Annotated in this window: 14 protein-coding genes; 3 read left to right on the forward strand and 11 right to left on the reverse strand. The window is 60.9% G+C overall.

Translation table 11 applies throughout. From position 1 onward, the window contains the following. Positions 1-972: an alpha/beta hydrolase fold domain-containing protein gene (locus IG629_RS06810; protein WP_193171207.1), complete on the reverse strand. Its 972-nt coding sequence runs from the start codon at positions 970-972 to the stop codon at positions 1-3. Positions 973-1,120: 148 nt separating this feature from the next. Then, entirely contained in the window at positions 1,121-2,671 is a 1,551-nt protein-coding gene (locus tag IG629_RS06815; protein WP_193171208.1) for an alkaline phosphatase family protein, read from the reverse strand. 191 nt (positions 2,672-2,862) lie between these two features. On the opposite strand from IG629_RS06815, the gene IG629_RS06820 reads away from it, so the two are divergent. Beyond that, on the forward strand, positions 2,863-3,969 hold the full coding sequence (locus IG629_RS06820; RefSeq protein WP_193171209.1) for a M14 family metallopeptidase: 1,107 nt from the start codon (positions 2,863-2,865) through the stop codon (positions 3,967-3,969). Between the two features lie 89 nt (positions 3,970-4,058). On the opposite strand, the gene IG629_RS06825 is transcribed toward IG629_RS06820, so the two are convergent. From IG629_RS06825 to IG629_RS06845, 5 genes are all read right to left on the reverse strand, one after another. Next, entirely contained in the window at positions 4,059-4,805 is a 747-nt protein-coding gene (locus tag IG629_RS06825; protein ID WP_193171210.1) for an OmpA family protein, read from the reverse strand. 307 nt (positions 4,806-5,112) lie between these two features. After that, on the reverse strand, positions 5,113-6,363 hold the full coding sequence (locus IG629_RS06830; RefSeq protein ID WP_193171211.1) for an NAD(P)/FAD-dependent oxidoreductase: 1,251 nt from the start codon (positions 6,361-6,363) through the stop codon (positions 5,113-5,115). A gap of 8 nt (positions 6,364-6,371) precedes the next feature. Next, on the reverse strand, positions 6,372-7,322 hold the full coding sequence (locus IG629_RS06835; protein WP_193171212.1) for a 3-hydroxyacyl-CoA dehydrogenase NAD-binding domain-containing protein: 951 nt from the start codon (positions 7,320-7,322) through the stop codon (positions 6,372-6,374). 69 nt (positions 7,323-7,391) lie between these two features. Further along, positions 7,392-8,612, reverse strand: coding sequence for an O-antigen ligase family protein (locus tag IG629_RS06840; RefSeq protein WP_193171213.1), 1,221 nt, complete (start codon positions 8,610-8,612; stop codon positions 7,392-7,394). Between the two features lie 7 nt (positions 8,613-8,619). Further along, positions 8,620-9,036, reverse strand: a complete 417-nt coding sequence (locus tag IG629_RS06845) for a DUF6165 family protein (protein ID WP_193171214.1) — start codon at positions 9,034-9,036, stop codon at positions 8,620-8,622. Positions 9,037-9,167: 131 nt separating this feature from the next. Between IG629_RS06845 and IG629_RS06850 the strand changes: the two genes are divergently transcribed. Further along, complete coding sequence (locus tag IG629_RS06850; protein WP_193171215.1) at positions 9,168-10,208, forward strand: glycosyltransferase family 9 protein; 1,041 nt, start codon at positions 9,168-9,170, stop codon at positions 10,206-10,208. Positions 10,209-10,226: 18 nt separating this feature from the next. On the opposite strand, the gene IG629_RS06855 is transcribed toward IG629_RS06850, so the two are convergent. Together IG629_RS06855 and IG629_RS06860 are read right to left on the reverse strand one after the other, a co-directional pair. Continuing rightward, positions 10,227-10,898, reverse strand: a complete 672-nt coding sequence (locus IG629_RS06855; RefSeq protein ID WP_193171216.1) for a helix-turn-helix domain-containing protein — start codon at positions 10,896-10,898, stop codon at positions 10,227-10,229. Positions 10,899-11,131: 233 nt separating this feature from the next. After that, positions 11,132-11,779, reverse strand: a complete 648-nt coding sequence (locus IG629_RS06860; protein ID WP_319025030.1) for a methyltransferase family protein — start codon at positions 11,777-11,779, stop codon at positions 11,132-11,134. A 405-nt stretch (positions 11,780-12,184) separates the two neighbouring features. On the opposite strand from IG629_RS06860, the gene IG629_RS06865 reads away from it, so the two are divergent. Further along, the gene (locus IG629_RS06865) at positions 12,185-12,649 is read left to right on the forward strand and encodes a VOC family protein (protein ID WP_193171217.1); all 465 of its coding nucleotides are present in this window, start codon (positions 12,185-12,187) and stop codon (positions 12,647-12,649) included. A gap of 125 nt (positions 12,650-12,774) precedes the next feature. Here IG629_RS06865 and IG629_RS06870 read toward each other — a convergent pair whose 3' ends face one another. Then, positions 12,775-13,581: an enoyl-CoA hydratase-related protein gene (locus IG629_RS06870; RefSeq protein ID WP_028465481.1), complete on the reverse strand. Its 807-nt coding sequence runs from the start codon at positions 13,579-13,581 to the stop codon at positions 12,775-12,777. Positions 13,582-13,728: 147 nt separating this feature from the next. Next, positions 13,729-14,424: a S1C family serine protease gene (locus IG629_RS06875; protein WP_193171218.1), complete on the reverse strand. Its 696-nt coding sequence runs from the start codon at positions 14,422-14,424 to the stop codon at positions 13,729-13,731. Positions 14,425-14,496 lie beyond the last annotated feature (72 nt).

Below are 14,496 nucleotides of genomic sequence, written 5' to 3' on the forward strand. Positions count from 1 at the left end.
TCAGCGAAGGGCGAGATTACGCCGGATCGCGGTCGCGGCATCGTCGATCAGCTCATGCGCCTGATCCACCATCCGGGTCAGGTTGATGAAAGCGTGGCAGACCCCGGGATAGAGCTTGTAATCGACAGGCACGCCAGCGGCTTTCATCCGGTCATGCATCAGGATGGAATCATCCCGGAGCGGATCGAGACCGGCCGGATAGAGTTGCGTCGGCGGCAATCCGGCAAGATCCGCCTTGAGAGGACAAGCCAGCGGGTTGGCCGCATCCGCATCGTCGCGCAGATAATGGTTCCAGTACCACCGCATGGAAGCGGTCGAGAGCCCAAAGGAACCGTCGCCGAACAACGTGTGGGACTCATCTTCCAGATCCCGGTCGAAGCAGCCGTAGAACAGGGTGAGAGAGCGGATCGGACTGCCGCCCTTGTCGCGCATCGCCAGAGCCGACCCAAGCGCCAGGTTGGCGCCTGCACTGTCGCCGCCGACGGCGATCTTTGCCGTATCCAGGCCCCAGTCCTGCCCATTGTCCCGGACATGCTCAATAGCGGCGACACAGTCCTGCAATGGCGCGGGGAACTTGTTCTCCGGCGCGAGGCGGTAATCGACTGCAACCACAGCGCATCCGCTCTGCAGCGCGAGATAACGCATCGCCCGATGATGGGTCTCGAGAGAGCCTACAACCCAGCCACCACCGTGGAAATAGACCAGAGCCGGTGCCGGTCGCGGTACGTTCGGATATAGCAGGCGCACCCGGATCGGGCCATTCGGGCCTTCGATATGCTCTTCGCGCACATCCGCCATTTCCGGCAAGTCCTGGTTCCACCAGGATCGCTCCGCTTCCATCCGGACTCGGGATTCCGGCGGGGTCGGGTCCAGGGGGAGCGGCGGAAGCCCTTCCTCTTCGACGATCTTAATCATCCGCTCCATGGCCTGCGCCATCTGCGGATCAATCGAATAGTCAGCCGCCTCGCTCATAGCATCCCCCGAATGCGCTCGCTGTTTTCAGCAACTTAGCAGCGCTTTGCATGCACCGCCAAGATACGGCGCGGAACCGGATCAGTAACGATCCGCGAAGGATGGCAAGGTGCCGTCAGAAGCGCTCCGCAAAGCTCCGCGTAAATTCTCAGAAACGCTCCGCAAAGCTCCGCTCGACCGGCCCCTCTGCCGTGACCTCGATCCCGTTCAGGGTGCGTTCGCTCATCGCCTGACGCCAGGACAGCATGCCCCGCGCAGCCGCCAGCTCCTCGGTCGCATAGTCCGGATTACCGGAAAGGTTCACTAGTTCATGCGGATCGTTCTCCAGATCGAAAAGCAGCGGCGCTAAACCGGCGAAATGGACGTATTTAAACCTGCCCTCCCGGCGCACCGCGAGCTGGCACTGATCGAGCCGCAAACCGAGTTCTTTCTCCGGCACCCCGCCGACGACATCCCGGAAATCGAATTCCCAATGAGCGGCATCGCGCCATGTGGACGGCTCCTTGCCCTCCAGAAACGGCAGCAGCGACCGACCGTCATACTGCAACGGTGTCGGGATACCGGACCATTCCGCCAGGGTCGGCGCGATATCGATGGATTCCGTGAACCGGTCGACCCTGACGCCGCGCGGGCTATCCGCTCCCGGCATCCGGACAATGAGCGGAATATGATAGCTCTGCTCGAAGTAGCCGAGCTTGCCGAACAGATGATGGTCGCCCAGCATTTCCGCGTGATCGCTGGTCAGCACGATCAGTGTGTCCTCATAGACACCTGCTTTTTTCAGCCCGTCGACCAGTCGGCCGAGCTGCGCGTCAACCTCGGCCACCATGGCGAAATAGACCGCCCGCACCGCGCGGATCTCGTCGTCGCTCCAGTCCGTCACCAAGCGGTCCCCGCCGCCGGGCACGAAAGACTTGGACGGCACCCGGTCCAGCATGAAACGCAGGAAAGGATGCTGTGCCGCTTCCGCTTCGACGGACGTCGCCCGGTTCGGGTCCGGCACCAGCGCATCCTCGATCATGGAATTGTATGGCTCCGGCACCGAAAACGGCGGGTGCGGCCGGATAAAGGACAGATGCGCGAACCAGGGCTTGTCCGCATCCTGCTGGCCGAGATAGTCGAGAAACCGCTCGGTGATGTAGCCGGTTTCCGTATGCTCCGAGGCAAACTTCGGCGTCAGATCCTCCCGGCTGAAGGGACCGTCCTGCGGCACCGAACCGTAGACACCCTTGAGACCGCCGGACGCATCCTCACCCTTGCCCTCCAGCCAGTCCAGCCAATCGAGCGCATGTTCGTCATACTTCGTGTGCCGCTCGAATCCCGGCAGCACTTCTTCGTAGGTTTTAAGACGCGGGTCCTTCGGGTGCCGGGTGCGGGGATCGAGAGTCTGGTCCGTATAGCCAAGCAGCACCGGACCATACCCGGCCCGGCGGCCTTCCTGCGCGATGTTGGTGAACCGCGCATCCAGCGGGCTGCCATTGCGGCAGACCCGGTGGTTCATCTGGTAGAGCCCGGTGTAGAGCGACGCGCGGGCCGGCGAGCAGGGCGCCGCCTGGCAATAATGTCTTTCGAACAGCACGCCGTCGGCAGCCAGCGCATCAATATGCGGCGTCCGCACCGCCGGATGGCCAAGGATCGAGAGACAATCGCCACGCCACTGATCGGCGGTGATAAGCAGTGTATTTCCGGGTAACGCCATGACGCCTCACATTCACACTTTTCTGGCACACACTTCCGGCACGCACTTCTGGATACCGAGGCGGCAACGCTGCCAACTTGTCCCGATTAGCTCAACAGATATTTCCGTTACGGCAATGGCGCCGGGGTCCGGCAGTTTGCTAGTCTCTGCCCCTTAACGGCTTTCGCCATCATCCCCATGGACTGGACCAGATGAGCATCCTCGAATTCATCGATCACGCCTTTTCCGAAGATTACCGTCAGGCCCGCGAGCGTTTCCTTTCCGCGGCCGAGCGCGAAGGCGCCACTGTCACGACCTACGAGAACCCCAACAAGGGCCCCTATGGCGAAACCCTCGCCTGCGATGCCGCCTGGGTCGGTCCGAAGGATGCGAAAAAGGTTCTGGTGACGATCTCCTCCACCCATGGGGTGGAAGGTTTCTGCGGCTCGGGCGCACAGATCGACTGGTTCCTGTCCGGCGCACGGCAGGGTCTCGACGCGGATATGGCCGCACTGCATATCCATGCGCTCAACCCGCACGGCTTCGCCTGGCTGCGACGGGTCACCGAAGAAGGTTGCGACCTGAACCGGAACTATATCGACTTCACGAAGCCCATTCCGGAAAACCCGGGCCATGACGAATTGGTCGATGCCCTCGTCCCGCCGTCCCTCGACGACGAGACCATGGCGAAGGCAAAAGAAAAGATCGCCAAATACCGGGCCGAACATGGCGAAAGCGCCTTCCAGACGGCCCGCAAGGCCGGCCAATACAAACATGCGCATAGCATGTTCTTCGGCGGCTTCGGACCCTCATGGGCGCGGCAAACGCTGGAAAAGATCATCCGTGACTTCAAGCTTGCGGACCGCTCTCTGGTCAGCGTCATCGATTATCACACGGGCCTCGGCCCCTATGGCTATGGCGAGCCGATTTGCGCGCACTTGCCCGGCAGTGCGGGCATGAAGCGGGTTGTCGAAATGTACGGAGATTCCGTCGGCGTGCCGGAACTGGGCACTTCGTCCTCGATTCCGCTACACGGCACATCCCGGGAAATGTGGAATGCCGAACTTGGCGACAATTATACCTATGTCGCCCTTGAATACGGCACCTTCCCGACGGACCGGGGGCTGCTTGTGCTGCGCGAGGACCATTGGCTGCACAATCAGGGCGAGGTTGACTGGTCGGCACCGGAGACCAAGCGCATCAAGCAGCAGATCCGTGACCACTACTCCCCGGACAAGGCCGACTGGAAGGAAATGGTACTGTGGCGTTCCCGCCAGATCATCCGGCAGACCCTGGAAGGCATGGCCAAGTTTGGGTAACGGGCCGAACCCGGAATAAAACGGCAAAGACCCGGGACAAAAAATAAGGCCGCCCGAGGGCGGCCTTATTCGAATTCGTTGCTCGCTTCTTAGCGAATGATTTCGATCTTCACGCGGCGGTTTTCAGCTTCGCGAACACCGTCCTCGGTCTTCTTCTTGTTGTTCTTCTCACCGTAGACCTTGATCTCAGTGGACCCGGCGATCTTCATGCGCGACCGGATATCGAGCGCGCCCAGAACGGCCTTCGCGCGACGATCCGAGAGCTTCATGTTGTAGGCTTCCGAACCGGCACGGTCGGCGTAGCCGGAAAGGATGATGGTGCTCGCCTTCATCTCGTCGACTGCCAAACCGGCTTCAGCGATGATCTGGCTGGCCTTGCCCGTGATCTGGTCCGAATCAAAGTCGAAATTGACCGTGTAGGTCGCGGCCATACGCTGCGGAGCTTTCGGAGCCGGAGCGGGAGCCGGAGCCGGAGCGGCGGAAGCCTTCGGAGCGAGAGCGGAACGCACGGCATTCATCGACGCCATGTAATCTGCACGGCATTTGGCGATATCGTCAGGCTGGAAGTTTTCTTCCTGCTCCTGCATCCAGCAGTCGAATGCAGCCTGTGCCTGGGCGGCGTTGACCGAGGCTTTCTCAGTCGCCGTGGCGGCCAGCGCTTCGACCAGCTCACGACGGGCCGTTGCCATCTCGCCCTGGTTTGCGGCCGGAAGCTTACGTGCGCTCATTTCTTCCGGAGCGGTCGGGTTGTTGCTGGCGGCGGACATCGCCCGCCGCGCGAACGCGTCGGAATCAGCGTAATCGCCCTCAAGGAATTCAAGCTCGGAGAGAGCCATATATTCTTTGTACAGCGATGTACTGAAATTACTTCCCTCTGGTTGAACCATACGTGCCTTGTCGAGCTGCATACCGGCACAGCCGGATAGAAGTACCGCGCCAAAAATGGCTGCGGACTTTTTCAAAATTGGGTGCTGAAAGCTTTTCATGCTTCTCCCTTTCATACTGGAATCTCGTAGGTGCCGGTGAGTCCCCACAGAACTCTTACTCTGTGGCGCGTCGCAAGCAATGGTTTTCTCACTATAACAGCCTGTAAGCCGAATTTGTCAGAAAGCCGTAATATGATTAAATCTCTCTTAACGAGATTTAGAAACGGTCGGCACTGAAGGGCATCAGGTCAACTGTAGGCTCCCGACCAGAAACCAGATCGGCCAGAATATTACCGGTACGTGCCGCCAGGGTGAGCCCGATATGCCCATGCCCGAAACCCAATGATACGTTATCAATTCCCGGCGCCAGACCTATCAAAGGCTTACTATCCGGGGTCGAGGGGCGATGCCCCATCCATTCACGGGTGATGTTTCCAGATAGCCCGGGCAGCGCTTTCTGGGCCAGCGGCAGTATCCGCCTGATCCGCCTGAAGTCTGGCGGCGCATCGACACCGGCGAACTCGACACCGCTGGTCAGACGGATTCCGTCCTGCATCGGCGCCAGTACAAAACTGTGATCCCCGATCACCACCGGACGGCTGAGTTTCGGGCCGTCTTCCGAAGCGATATTGAGGTGATACCCGCGTTCCGTGTCCAGCGGCACCCTGAATCCGAGCATTTCGCAGATCCGGCCGGACCATGCACCGGCGCAGACAACGACGTTGTCCGCTTCATGCATGCTGAGATCCGTCACCACCTTGCGTACCCTGTCGCCATCGAATTCGAATCGCGTCACTTTTTCAGCCAGGAAGCGGCCGCCAAGCCCGGCAAAAGCCTTGGCATACGCTTCCGTAAGCTTGAGCGGACTGGTGACGAAATGGTTGTCGGGCTGGAAGGCGCCATGGGTGAACCGTGGCGAAAGGGCGGGCTCCAGCTGGCGGAGTTCATCCTGATTCAGGATCTGCACATTGGCGCCCAGCCGCTCGATGGTCTGCCGCTCCTCAAGCGTGCCCGCGAAAGACTTCTCGCCGGTATAGACCTTGAGCCAGCCGAGCGGCTTGACGATACCCTCGATCCGGTGCGCCTTCATCAGCGACAGATGCGCCTCGGCAGCGGACGGAACGATACTCGTCAGCTCGCGGGAGATCTGTTCCACCCGGGACGGCCGGCTCGCCGCGAAGAAACGCACGAGCCAGGGCATCATTCGCGGCAGGTAGGACCAGCGAATGGAAACAGCGGAGGCCGGGTCCATCAGCATTTTCGGCACTTGCTTCAGATTACCGGGAGACCCTGTCGGATACATCGCGCCGATGGCGATCGATCCGGCATTGCCGAACGATGTCGCGGTTCCGGGAGCCTTGGGGTCGAGCACCGTCACCCGGTGCCCTTCCATCTGCAGGCAGAGCGCGGTGGCGACGCCGACAACCCCGGCGCCGACAACGATCACGGATTTCCCGGAACCGGTCATTTCAGGATCTACCCTTTCGCCTGCAGCATCTTGAGCAAGGCGATCAGCTTGTCGTCCCGCTCCGCCTCAAGCTGGTCGATGGACCGGCCGGCCGCTTCCGCGTCCACGCCCTCGATCAGTTTCGCCCGGAGGTCTGCATCCAGTTTCGGCGTCTCCTGCATGGTCTCCCACCAGGCTTCCATGGCCGGGCCGATGTGGTCGTAGAAATGGCCCATGCCGCCCTTGCCGCCAGCGAGCCCGAAGATCATGTGCGGGCCCATCAGGGCGAGCCGCAGCCCCGGCCCCTGAGACATTGCGGCGTCGATATCCTCGATGGAGGCGACATCCTCTTTCACCGCCATCACAGCCTCACGCCAGAGCGCGGCCTGCAGCCGGTTCGCAAGATGGCCCTTCAGCTCCTTCTTCAGGCGGATCGGATGCTTGCCGACATGCCGGTAGAAATCCATCGCCCAGTCCGCCGCCGCCGGATCGGAATCTTTCCCGGCGACCACCTCGACCAGCGGGATCAGGTGCGGCGGGTTGAACGGATGGCCGACGACGAACTGGCTCGCATTCTTCAGGCCCTGCTGCAGATCGCTCATCACCAGCCCGGATGTGCTGGAGGCGAAGATCGTCCGAGGCTCGATCACCGCATCGACGCGAGCATAAAGCTCCTGCTTGATATCGAGCCGTTCCGGCGCGCTTTCCTGAATGAAATCGCAGCCCACGACGGCCTCTTCCGGTGTAGCGACGAACCTGAGCCGCGCCACCGCGGCACCGGCGGAAAGTCCGAGTTCGGTCAGTTGCGGCCACGCATTGTCGATGAAAGCCCGCATCTTGGCTTCCGCATCCGGACCCGGGTCCCAGGCCACGACGTCATAGCCTTTGGAGAGAAAGAAAGCGGACCAGCTCGCACCGATCGTACCGCCACCGAGAATGCCAATTTTGCGGACTGCGTCGACCGCCGGATACTGAGCCACTTTGGGCCTCCCTGTTTTTTTTATGTTCTTGCGGTAACTAAACACCAGGGAGACGCGCTGGAAAAGAGATCAGTCGGAAGGGCTTTCGTTGCGGCAGAGCACGCCGAAGGCAAGCACGGTGAAGCCGATGATGCCGAGCCATGTTTCCTGCCACAGCCCGTAGGAGACGGCGGCGATCACCAGCCCGCAGCACAGCGCCGATATGGCGGCGGCCCGGGCCGGGCGCGGCAACGGGTCCGAGGCCACGACCAGACGCCAGAGCAACACCAGCGCCGCCAGAATTCCACCAAGGCCAAGCTCAAGCCAGATCTGGATCGCCGCGTTATGCGGATGGATCGTGCCGTGCTTGAAGAAGCTGTATGTCGCCCTCACCGCCTCCGGCACCTCAAGGCTGCGCATCGCCCCAAGGCCGAGACCGATAAACGGTTGATCCAGCGCCACTGACGATGCGCTGTGCCAGATCTCCAGCCGGTCCGCGAAGGATGGGGGGAACACCGCGACATAGTCCGGAATCCAGACCAGAAGATTACCGAGCAGCCATGGCGCCGCGATCATCAACAGCACGGCGAGCAGAAGCACAAGCCGGGAGGCCATGCGTCCGTTCAGCACCGCCAGCGGCAGCACCAGCACCCCGGCCACGGCCGCGAGCATTGCCGATGCGGATTCTCCAATGGAGGGGACAGCCAGTCCGACCAGAACAATTACCAGCGCCACCGCTCGACGACCGGCGAGACACAGCCCCGCCGCCGCAGGCCAGCTCAGCAGCACGAGCGCGGTGCTGCCCCGGTTGAAGCGGGACGGCGCCACGTCAACGTCCCAGCCCTTGCCGGAGAAGAACCGGTAAAGCGGCGCGTCGAAATTCAGCTCGATGGAGAAAATCACCGCGCCGAGAAGAATGCTGGCGGCCAGACACAGCACCAGCGGCCGTGTGGAGAGCCCGGCCCGGATTTCCGGCGCGGCCGTGACACACACCAACAACAGCCCAAGCAGGCCGAGCTTTTTCAGCATCCCGGCCAGATGCAGCCCCTGCCCGCCGAACCAGGCGCCGAGTAGCGACAAGGCAACAAGGGCGGCAAAGGCGATCAGGACCGGCTTTTCCGGCCATGCGATCCGCCGCTTTTCCAGCCAGACGGCGCCCAGCAGCAGGATAGCCAGCGCGATGAACAGCGTCGCCATCGCCTGCTTAGCCAGCACGCCGACCGGCACGAACAGCAGCAGCACGACTGCCAGCACCCAGAACCGGAACCGGACGAACCGGGGATCGGGCGTCATCGCGCCGGAAAGTGTCATACCCGCCTCACGAGCCTTCCGTTTCCGGCGCGAGGTATTCCTTGTAGGACTTTTCCTCGACCAGGGCGGAGCCGAGCAGGAGGTTGATCTCCTTCTTGATCGCCGCTCGCTGGTCGTTGACGCGGTAGACGCTGCGCGCCAGCTCGATGAATTTAGGCCCGAAATCGCCGCCCCGTTCGCAATCGCGGATATCGTCCTCGATTACCCAGAGCGTCTCGTTCACCGCTTTCAGGCGGGCATAGGCATCGGCCAGTTCCGGGCTGTCCGGAATCTTTTCGCCGCGCACCTGCTGCAACATTGTGTGTTCGCGTTCGACATTGGCACGTTTCGCCGCGTCCTCGATCCGCTCCAGTTTGATTTCCAGAATGGTGATCTTGTCCAGCATTTCGCCGGGCGCAACGGGAACCAGAATTGTATCGCTCATAGGGGCTTTCCAGATATCTGCCGGGTGAATGCCGACCAAACAAAAATGGTCCGCTTGGCTACCATGTGTGGTTTTGGAAGCAAAGATTCGTAATAGTGCGCACCCACGACAAAATGAGCCGATCACGCGCAATGACAGCCACACCCGCCGCTCCGCGAACGCCCGAGACGATCCTGATCTATTCCTGCGGGGAGACAATCGGCGATGGCCTTTTCAAGCTGCCCTTCCTGAAGGATCTGCGCGCACGCTTCCCGGACGCGCGGATCACCTGGCTGGCGGGGCTCGGCCCGTCCATGTATGCGGGCCCGCTCGCTCCCGTTGTCGCGCCGCTGCTCGACGAGGTGATCACCGAGGCCGGGATCGGCGACGACATGAACCATATCCTGCCCTGGGGGACGCGCCCGCTTGACGGCCGGCATTTCGATCTGGTGATCGACACCCAGATCACCCTGCGCCGCACCCTCTCCGTCCGCCGGATCAGGCACAACCGCTTCATCAGCGCCTGCGCGGGCTACTGGCTCTCCGACGCGCGCCCGACCGCCGCCCAGAAGCCGGGCCGACACCTCCTGAAAAACCTCACCCTGCTGCTCGACCTCGCCGCACCGGACCGTGTTGCCCAGGCCCATAAAGGCCATGTCGATGTGGTGGCGCCGGAATACAAAACGCTCGCGGCAAAGCTGCTGCCGGACGGCCCCGTCTATGTCGGCATCGCTCCCGGTGCGGGGGACAAAGTAAAGGTCTGGCCGGAAGCCAACTTCCTCGCCGTGGCAAAGGAACAGGTGGCAAAAGGCCGGACACCGGTCTTCTTCGCCGGGCCGGAAGAAGCCGCAAAAGTGCCGGAATGGCGCAAGGCGGTGCCGGAAGCCCTCTTCCCAGAATGGGACCGGACGGACGATCAGCCCCACCTGAAAGGCCCCGTCCTCGCCATGGCCCTCGCCGGCCGCCTGCACGCCGCCCTCGCCAACGACAGCGGCACCGGCCACATGATGGCCACAGGCGGCGCCCCGCTGGTCTCCCTCTTCAGCAAGCACAACCCGGCGAAATACGCCCCGAGCGCGGTGCGGCTGAAGATCGTCGATGCGAAGGATTATGGCGGAAAGGATCCGGAGCTGATCCCGGTTGGCGATGTGGTGGAGGCGGTTGAAATACTATTCAGCCGTCGACCGAGATAGATTGAGATTTGAGGTCCACTATCTCAAAGGAAATTCTGAACAATACGAAGCAATAACGAGACCATAAATCTCGACGCCAGGGTCACTTAGAGGCACAGGTTGCTGGTTTAAAGGATGATCCGATTCCGGCCAAAGCCAAGCCTCCCCATTATTCTCAAACCGCTTGATGGCTAATTCTATCTGACCGTTATGATTTGACGTCTTTGTAAGAACCAAGCTGTTTACCTGCAACTCCTCGTACTGACCTTCTAGACGCACACACACCAAAAGGTCACCAGCCGAAAAACGCCGATTCATCTCGACGCCGCGAACACATACAGCAAATCGGCTCCGTGTCAGATATTCGCTATTTATCGGTACCCTGATTTGGAAATTTTCCTCTTCGGGGGAGAAGAGAGTTTCCGGCGACTTCCAAATCCCGCCCGCAACGGCTCCAATTACCGTCACACGTTCAACAGAAAACGTACCCCTCGCGAATGTTCCCTCTGAGGGCTCCTGGAATACGTCAGTGATTTCGCAGTTCATTACATCTGAAAAGCGCTTAGCCCATGAAAGCGTAAGCTGACGGTCGCCACGCTCAAGCTTGCTCACGGTAGATACAGCAACTTTTCCACCAAGCCTTGCAGCAACGTCACTTTGCGTCCAGCCGCGTGCTTTTCGGAGTTCTGCAATCCGGTTCTTTGGCAACAAGCCCACGATTTCGCCTACAAGATACGACTCTTAGAAACAAACAGACGATTTAACTTCATAACATGACCATGCAATTGGACCCCATGATAATAATGGACACAGTCGTAATCGCGTCTGGTCATGCTCCGTGTCTGTGTTGCAAGGACTGTTTTAGCAGCGCCTAAAGGCTATGAATGGAGCATGGAGAAATTAAGGGAATTAAGGGGACACGGTATTTAATTCGAAGATGCCCCTCAATATATCCCAGGAAACAACCGATATCGCACGCGACCTGCATAGTCCCGATAGCCCGGCAATTCTTCCTGCAAGGTCTGGTCTTCGAGTTGTGTTCTGAATATCGAGATGATTGAGGCCACCGCCACGGGAATCAGTGTCCATACCGATCCCAGGGCGAGAACGATACCGAACAGTGCATAGATATTTCCAGTATAGCCCGGATGCCGGACAATTCGGTATGGACCAGTGTCACACACCGCATGCCCCCGGTCCGTCCGAATGACCACCACGCTGTAGAAAAAGCGGTTCTCGGCCAGCGCCCATGCAGCGAAAGCGTATCCGAGAGAGATTAAAACGAAGCCAATGACATTGAGCCATAACGGAAATTCCGGAGACCAAGTGTAGCGGTGATCGAGGCCTGCCACGATGACCAAGGGGTATCCGATGCTCACCGCCATCAGCGGCGCGAGCACTTTGTCCCAGGCTTTTGCGTTTTGCATAATCTCAGTATTTTGCCGGTCGGCCGTCAATCCGGGATGCCGCTGTTCCGCCCATATGCGTCCGCCTAAACCGGCGGCAACGATCAGAACAGAATAGAGCCACGCCTGCCACCATCCGAGGTCCCCGCCGCATACAAATAAAATCAGCGGGATCAGGAGATACACCGCGACTAACCTGATCCAATGCAGAGGGGATACTGTTTGAGCTGCCCCTTCACTGCTCCTCTTCGCTGACATATCGCTCCCCAACCGCGCGTCCCGTTTAAGCTGCATCAGTTAAGGGTATCCCCACCTGAAGTGGGAACCGAAGCGGTTTCCGCCTTGATCCGTCGCGAAATGAAAGGCACCGGACGCGAAGAGAGTTCAGGGGACCTAACGCTCAACACCCCACCCAAAAACGTCATCCCGGCCGGAGAGCCGGGATCCATCTGTTCATAGGGCGGAGCGGCGGAACTATGGATCCCGGATCGGGTCCGGGATGACGGCTCTTGCTGGGGGCTCCAGTACTTGCCTTCCTCAAGCGTCACGCTTATTATTCAAGAATAAACTTGATTAAAAAAGAGACGCGCTATGATCGTTCCCATCAAAGGCCTGTACGAGGCCCATCTGACTGTCCGCGACCTGGACCGCTCGGTCGCCTTCTACCGGGATGTGCTCGGTCTGCCGCTGGCCCATGTGGTCAAGGACCGCAACGTCGCGTTCTTCTGGGTGCCGGCGCCGGAGACCGCGATGCTCGGGCTCTGGGGTGTCGGATCGGCGCCGATGGGGATGAAGCTGCACATTGCCTTCAATGTCGCGCTGGAAGATGTCGAGCGCTCGGTCGCGAGACTGAAAGCGGCGGGGCTGACGCCGACCAAGAACGGCGAGGAGCCGATTGACGAGCCGGTGGTGCTGAGCTGGATGCCCGCCGCCAGCGTCTATTTCGACGATCCGGACGGGCATTCGCTGGAATTCATTTCGATGCTGCCGGAAGAACCACGGCCGATCCCGAGTTTCCTGCCGCTCTCGGAGTGGCGGGCGGGTGCGGGGTTGTGAGCTGAGCCCAACCCTCCAAAACCGTCATCCTCGCGAAAGCGGGGACCCAGGGATCATAGAGTGCCGCCCTTGTTCCCTGGGCCCCCACGTGCGTGGGGATGACGATGTTAACAGAGGCAGGTCCCCTATTTCCCCTTGAACACCGCCTTGCGCTTCTCGTTGAAAGCCCGCACGCCTTCCAGGCGGTCCTCGGTCGGAACCATGCGGTTATAGGCCTCGATCTCGAAGGCATAGCCGCTTTTCAGGTCGAGCTGGGTCGACATGTCGATGGCCTTCTTCACCTGACGGGTGGAGATCGGCGCGTTGCCGGCGATCCGCTCCGCTGTCGCCAGCGCGTCCTCCAGCAGCTTGCCATCCTCGCAGAGCTTGTTGGCGAGGCCCCAGTCCATCGCATCATTGGCGCTGAAGGGGGTACCGGTCAGGATGATTTCCTTGGCCCGGCGGACGCCGACCGCGCGCGGCAGGTTCTGGGTACCGCCCGCGCCCGGCATGATGCCCAGGGTAACTTCGGTCAGCGCAAAACGGGCATTCGGCGCGCAATAGACAAAGTCGCAGCAGAGCGCGATTTCGAGGCCACCCGCAAAGGCGGCTCCGTTCACGGCGCCGATCATCGGGACCGGGCAATCCATCATCGCCCGGACAGCCTGCTCGAACAGCGCATGCTGCGTCTGCCAGGCCTCGTCCGTCATGTTGTTGCGTTCTTTCAGATCACCGCCGGCGCAAAAAATCTTCTCGCCGCGCCCGGTGACGACGATGCAGCGAAGATCGCGCTGGTCGTGATAGAGCGCGGTGAAGAGGTCTCGGAGGTCGTAGCCCATCTGGGTGTTTAGTGCGTTGCCGCGCTCCGGCCGGTCCAGGGTCAGTAGCAGCACATGCTCGGACGGCGTCTCGAGGCTCAGGGTTTCGAACGGACCCGGAAGGGTGGCGGGCATCTTTATTCCTCCATGACTTTCTTAAGGCCGGTTGCGCGACCATTGGTGGCATAATCCCGTCCCGGCTGCTCCGGGACAAGTCCGCTCCCGGCATCTCACCCGATCCCGAACGGGAGTAAAAGGCGGTGCAGGCGTAAAACGTGCGGGCTAGCGTAATTCAGCCGGCAGGCTTTTCAGCAAGAGCTCCGTCGAGACCGCGAAATTCACCCCGATATCGGAGTCCGAGTCCTTTGTGAAGATCGCCGACAGCATTCCGACCAGCCTGCCTTCCAGATCGACCAGCGCCCCGCCGGAGGAGCCGGGATTGATCGAGGCGTCGGTCTGGATGAAATCCTCCGTGTGATTGAAACCGATGCCCGACCGCTTGTTGGCGGAGACCACGCCACAGGTGATGCCAATGCCAAGACCGAACGCGTTCGAGAGTGTGCAGACCGGCGCGCCGGTTTCCGGTCGGGCTTCGGCCAGCGTGATGGGAGAGGTCTGAAGATCGACAGTCAGGAAGGCGACATCCGTCTTCTGGTCGATGGCGAGGATGGTGGCCGGCAACCGGGTGCCGTCCGGCGCGCGGACATGCACCTCCGTCGCCTTGGAGACGACATGGGCCGCCGTTACCAGCAAGCCCGAACGCAGGATCGCGACACCCGTTCCCTCCGGCGCGGTGCCGGCCGGGGCACCGAAGCCCGGCTTCTGGTAGCCGGGCCAGGTCGGCTCCACCTCGAAGATCGATGGCGACGCAGCGGACCAGGCAAGCCGGGCGTCGGTCTGGGCCCGGGCGTCCGCCGCCATGAACAGTACCCCGGCAGCGAGACATGCTGCGGCAACCATTCGGCCAATGTCATTCATCCGGAGTGTCTCCCGCTGATCGTTCCCGCGCGTTTAACCCCGCACGTTTAACAGAGTATGCCATCGCCGCCT

The sequence above is a fragment of the Nisaea nitritireducens genome (assembly GCF_014904795.1).
Taxonomy (GTDB): Bacteria; Pseudomonadota; Alphaproteobacteria; order Thalassobaculales; family Thalassobaculaceae; genus Nisaea; species Nisaea nitritireducens.

What these genes read in the sequence shown, in the direction of transcription:
- IG629_RS06810 (WP_193171207.1), bottom strand. Translation starts at nt 972, where the DNA reads ATGAGCGAGGCGGCTGACTATTCGATTGATCCGCAGATGGCGCAGGCC.
- IG629_RS06815 (WP_193171208.1), bottom strand. Translation starts at nt 2,671, where the DNA reads ATGGCGTTACCCGGAAATACACTGCTTATCACCGCCGATCAGTGGCGT.
- IG629_RS06820 (WP_193171209.1), top strand. Translation starts at nt 2,863, where the DNA reads ATGAGCATCCTCGAATTCATCGATCACGCCTTTTCCGAAGATTACCGT.
- IG629_RS06825 (WP_193171210.1), bottom strand. Translation starts at nt 4,805, where the DNA reads ATGGCTCTCTCCGAGCTTGAATTCCTTGAGGGCGATTACGCTGATTCC.
- IG629_RS06830 (WP_193171211.1), bottom strand. Translation starts at nt 6,363, where the DNA reads ATGACCGGTTCCGGGAAATCCGTGATCGTTGTCGGCGCCGGGGTTGTC.
- IG629_RS06840 (WP_193171213.1), bottom strand. Translation starts at nt 8,612, where the DNA reads ATGACACTTTCCGGCGCGATGACGCCCGATCCCCGGTTCGTCCGGTTC.
- IG629_RS06845 (WP_193171214.1), bottom strand. Translation starts at nt 9,036, where the DNA reads ATGAGCGATACAATTCTGGTTCCCGTTGCGCCCGGCGAAATGCTGGAC.
- IG629_RS06850 (WP_193171215.1), top strand. Translation starts at nt 9,168, where the DNA reads ATGACAGCCACACCCGCCGCTCCGCGAACGCCCGAGACGATCCTGATC.
- IG629_RS06865 (WP_193171217.1), top strand. Translation starts at nt 12,185, where the DNA reads ATGATCGTTCCCATCAAAGGCCTGTACGAGGCCCATCTGACTGTCCGC.
- IG629_RS06870 (WP_028465481.1), bottom strand. Translation starts at nt 13,581, where the DNA reads ATGCCCGCCACCCTTCCGGGTCCGTTCGAAACCCTGAGCCTCGAGACG.
- IG629_RS06875 (WP_193171218.1), bottom strand. Translation starts at nt 14,424, where the DNA reads ATGAATGACATTGGCCGAATGGTTGCCGCAGCATGTCTCGCTGCCGGG.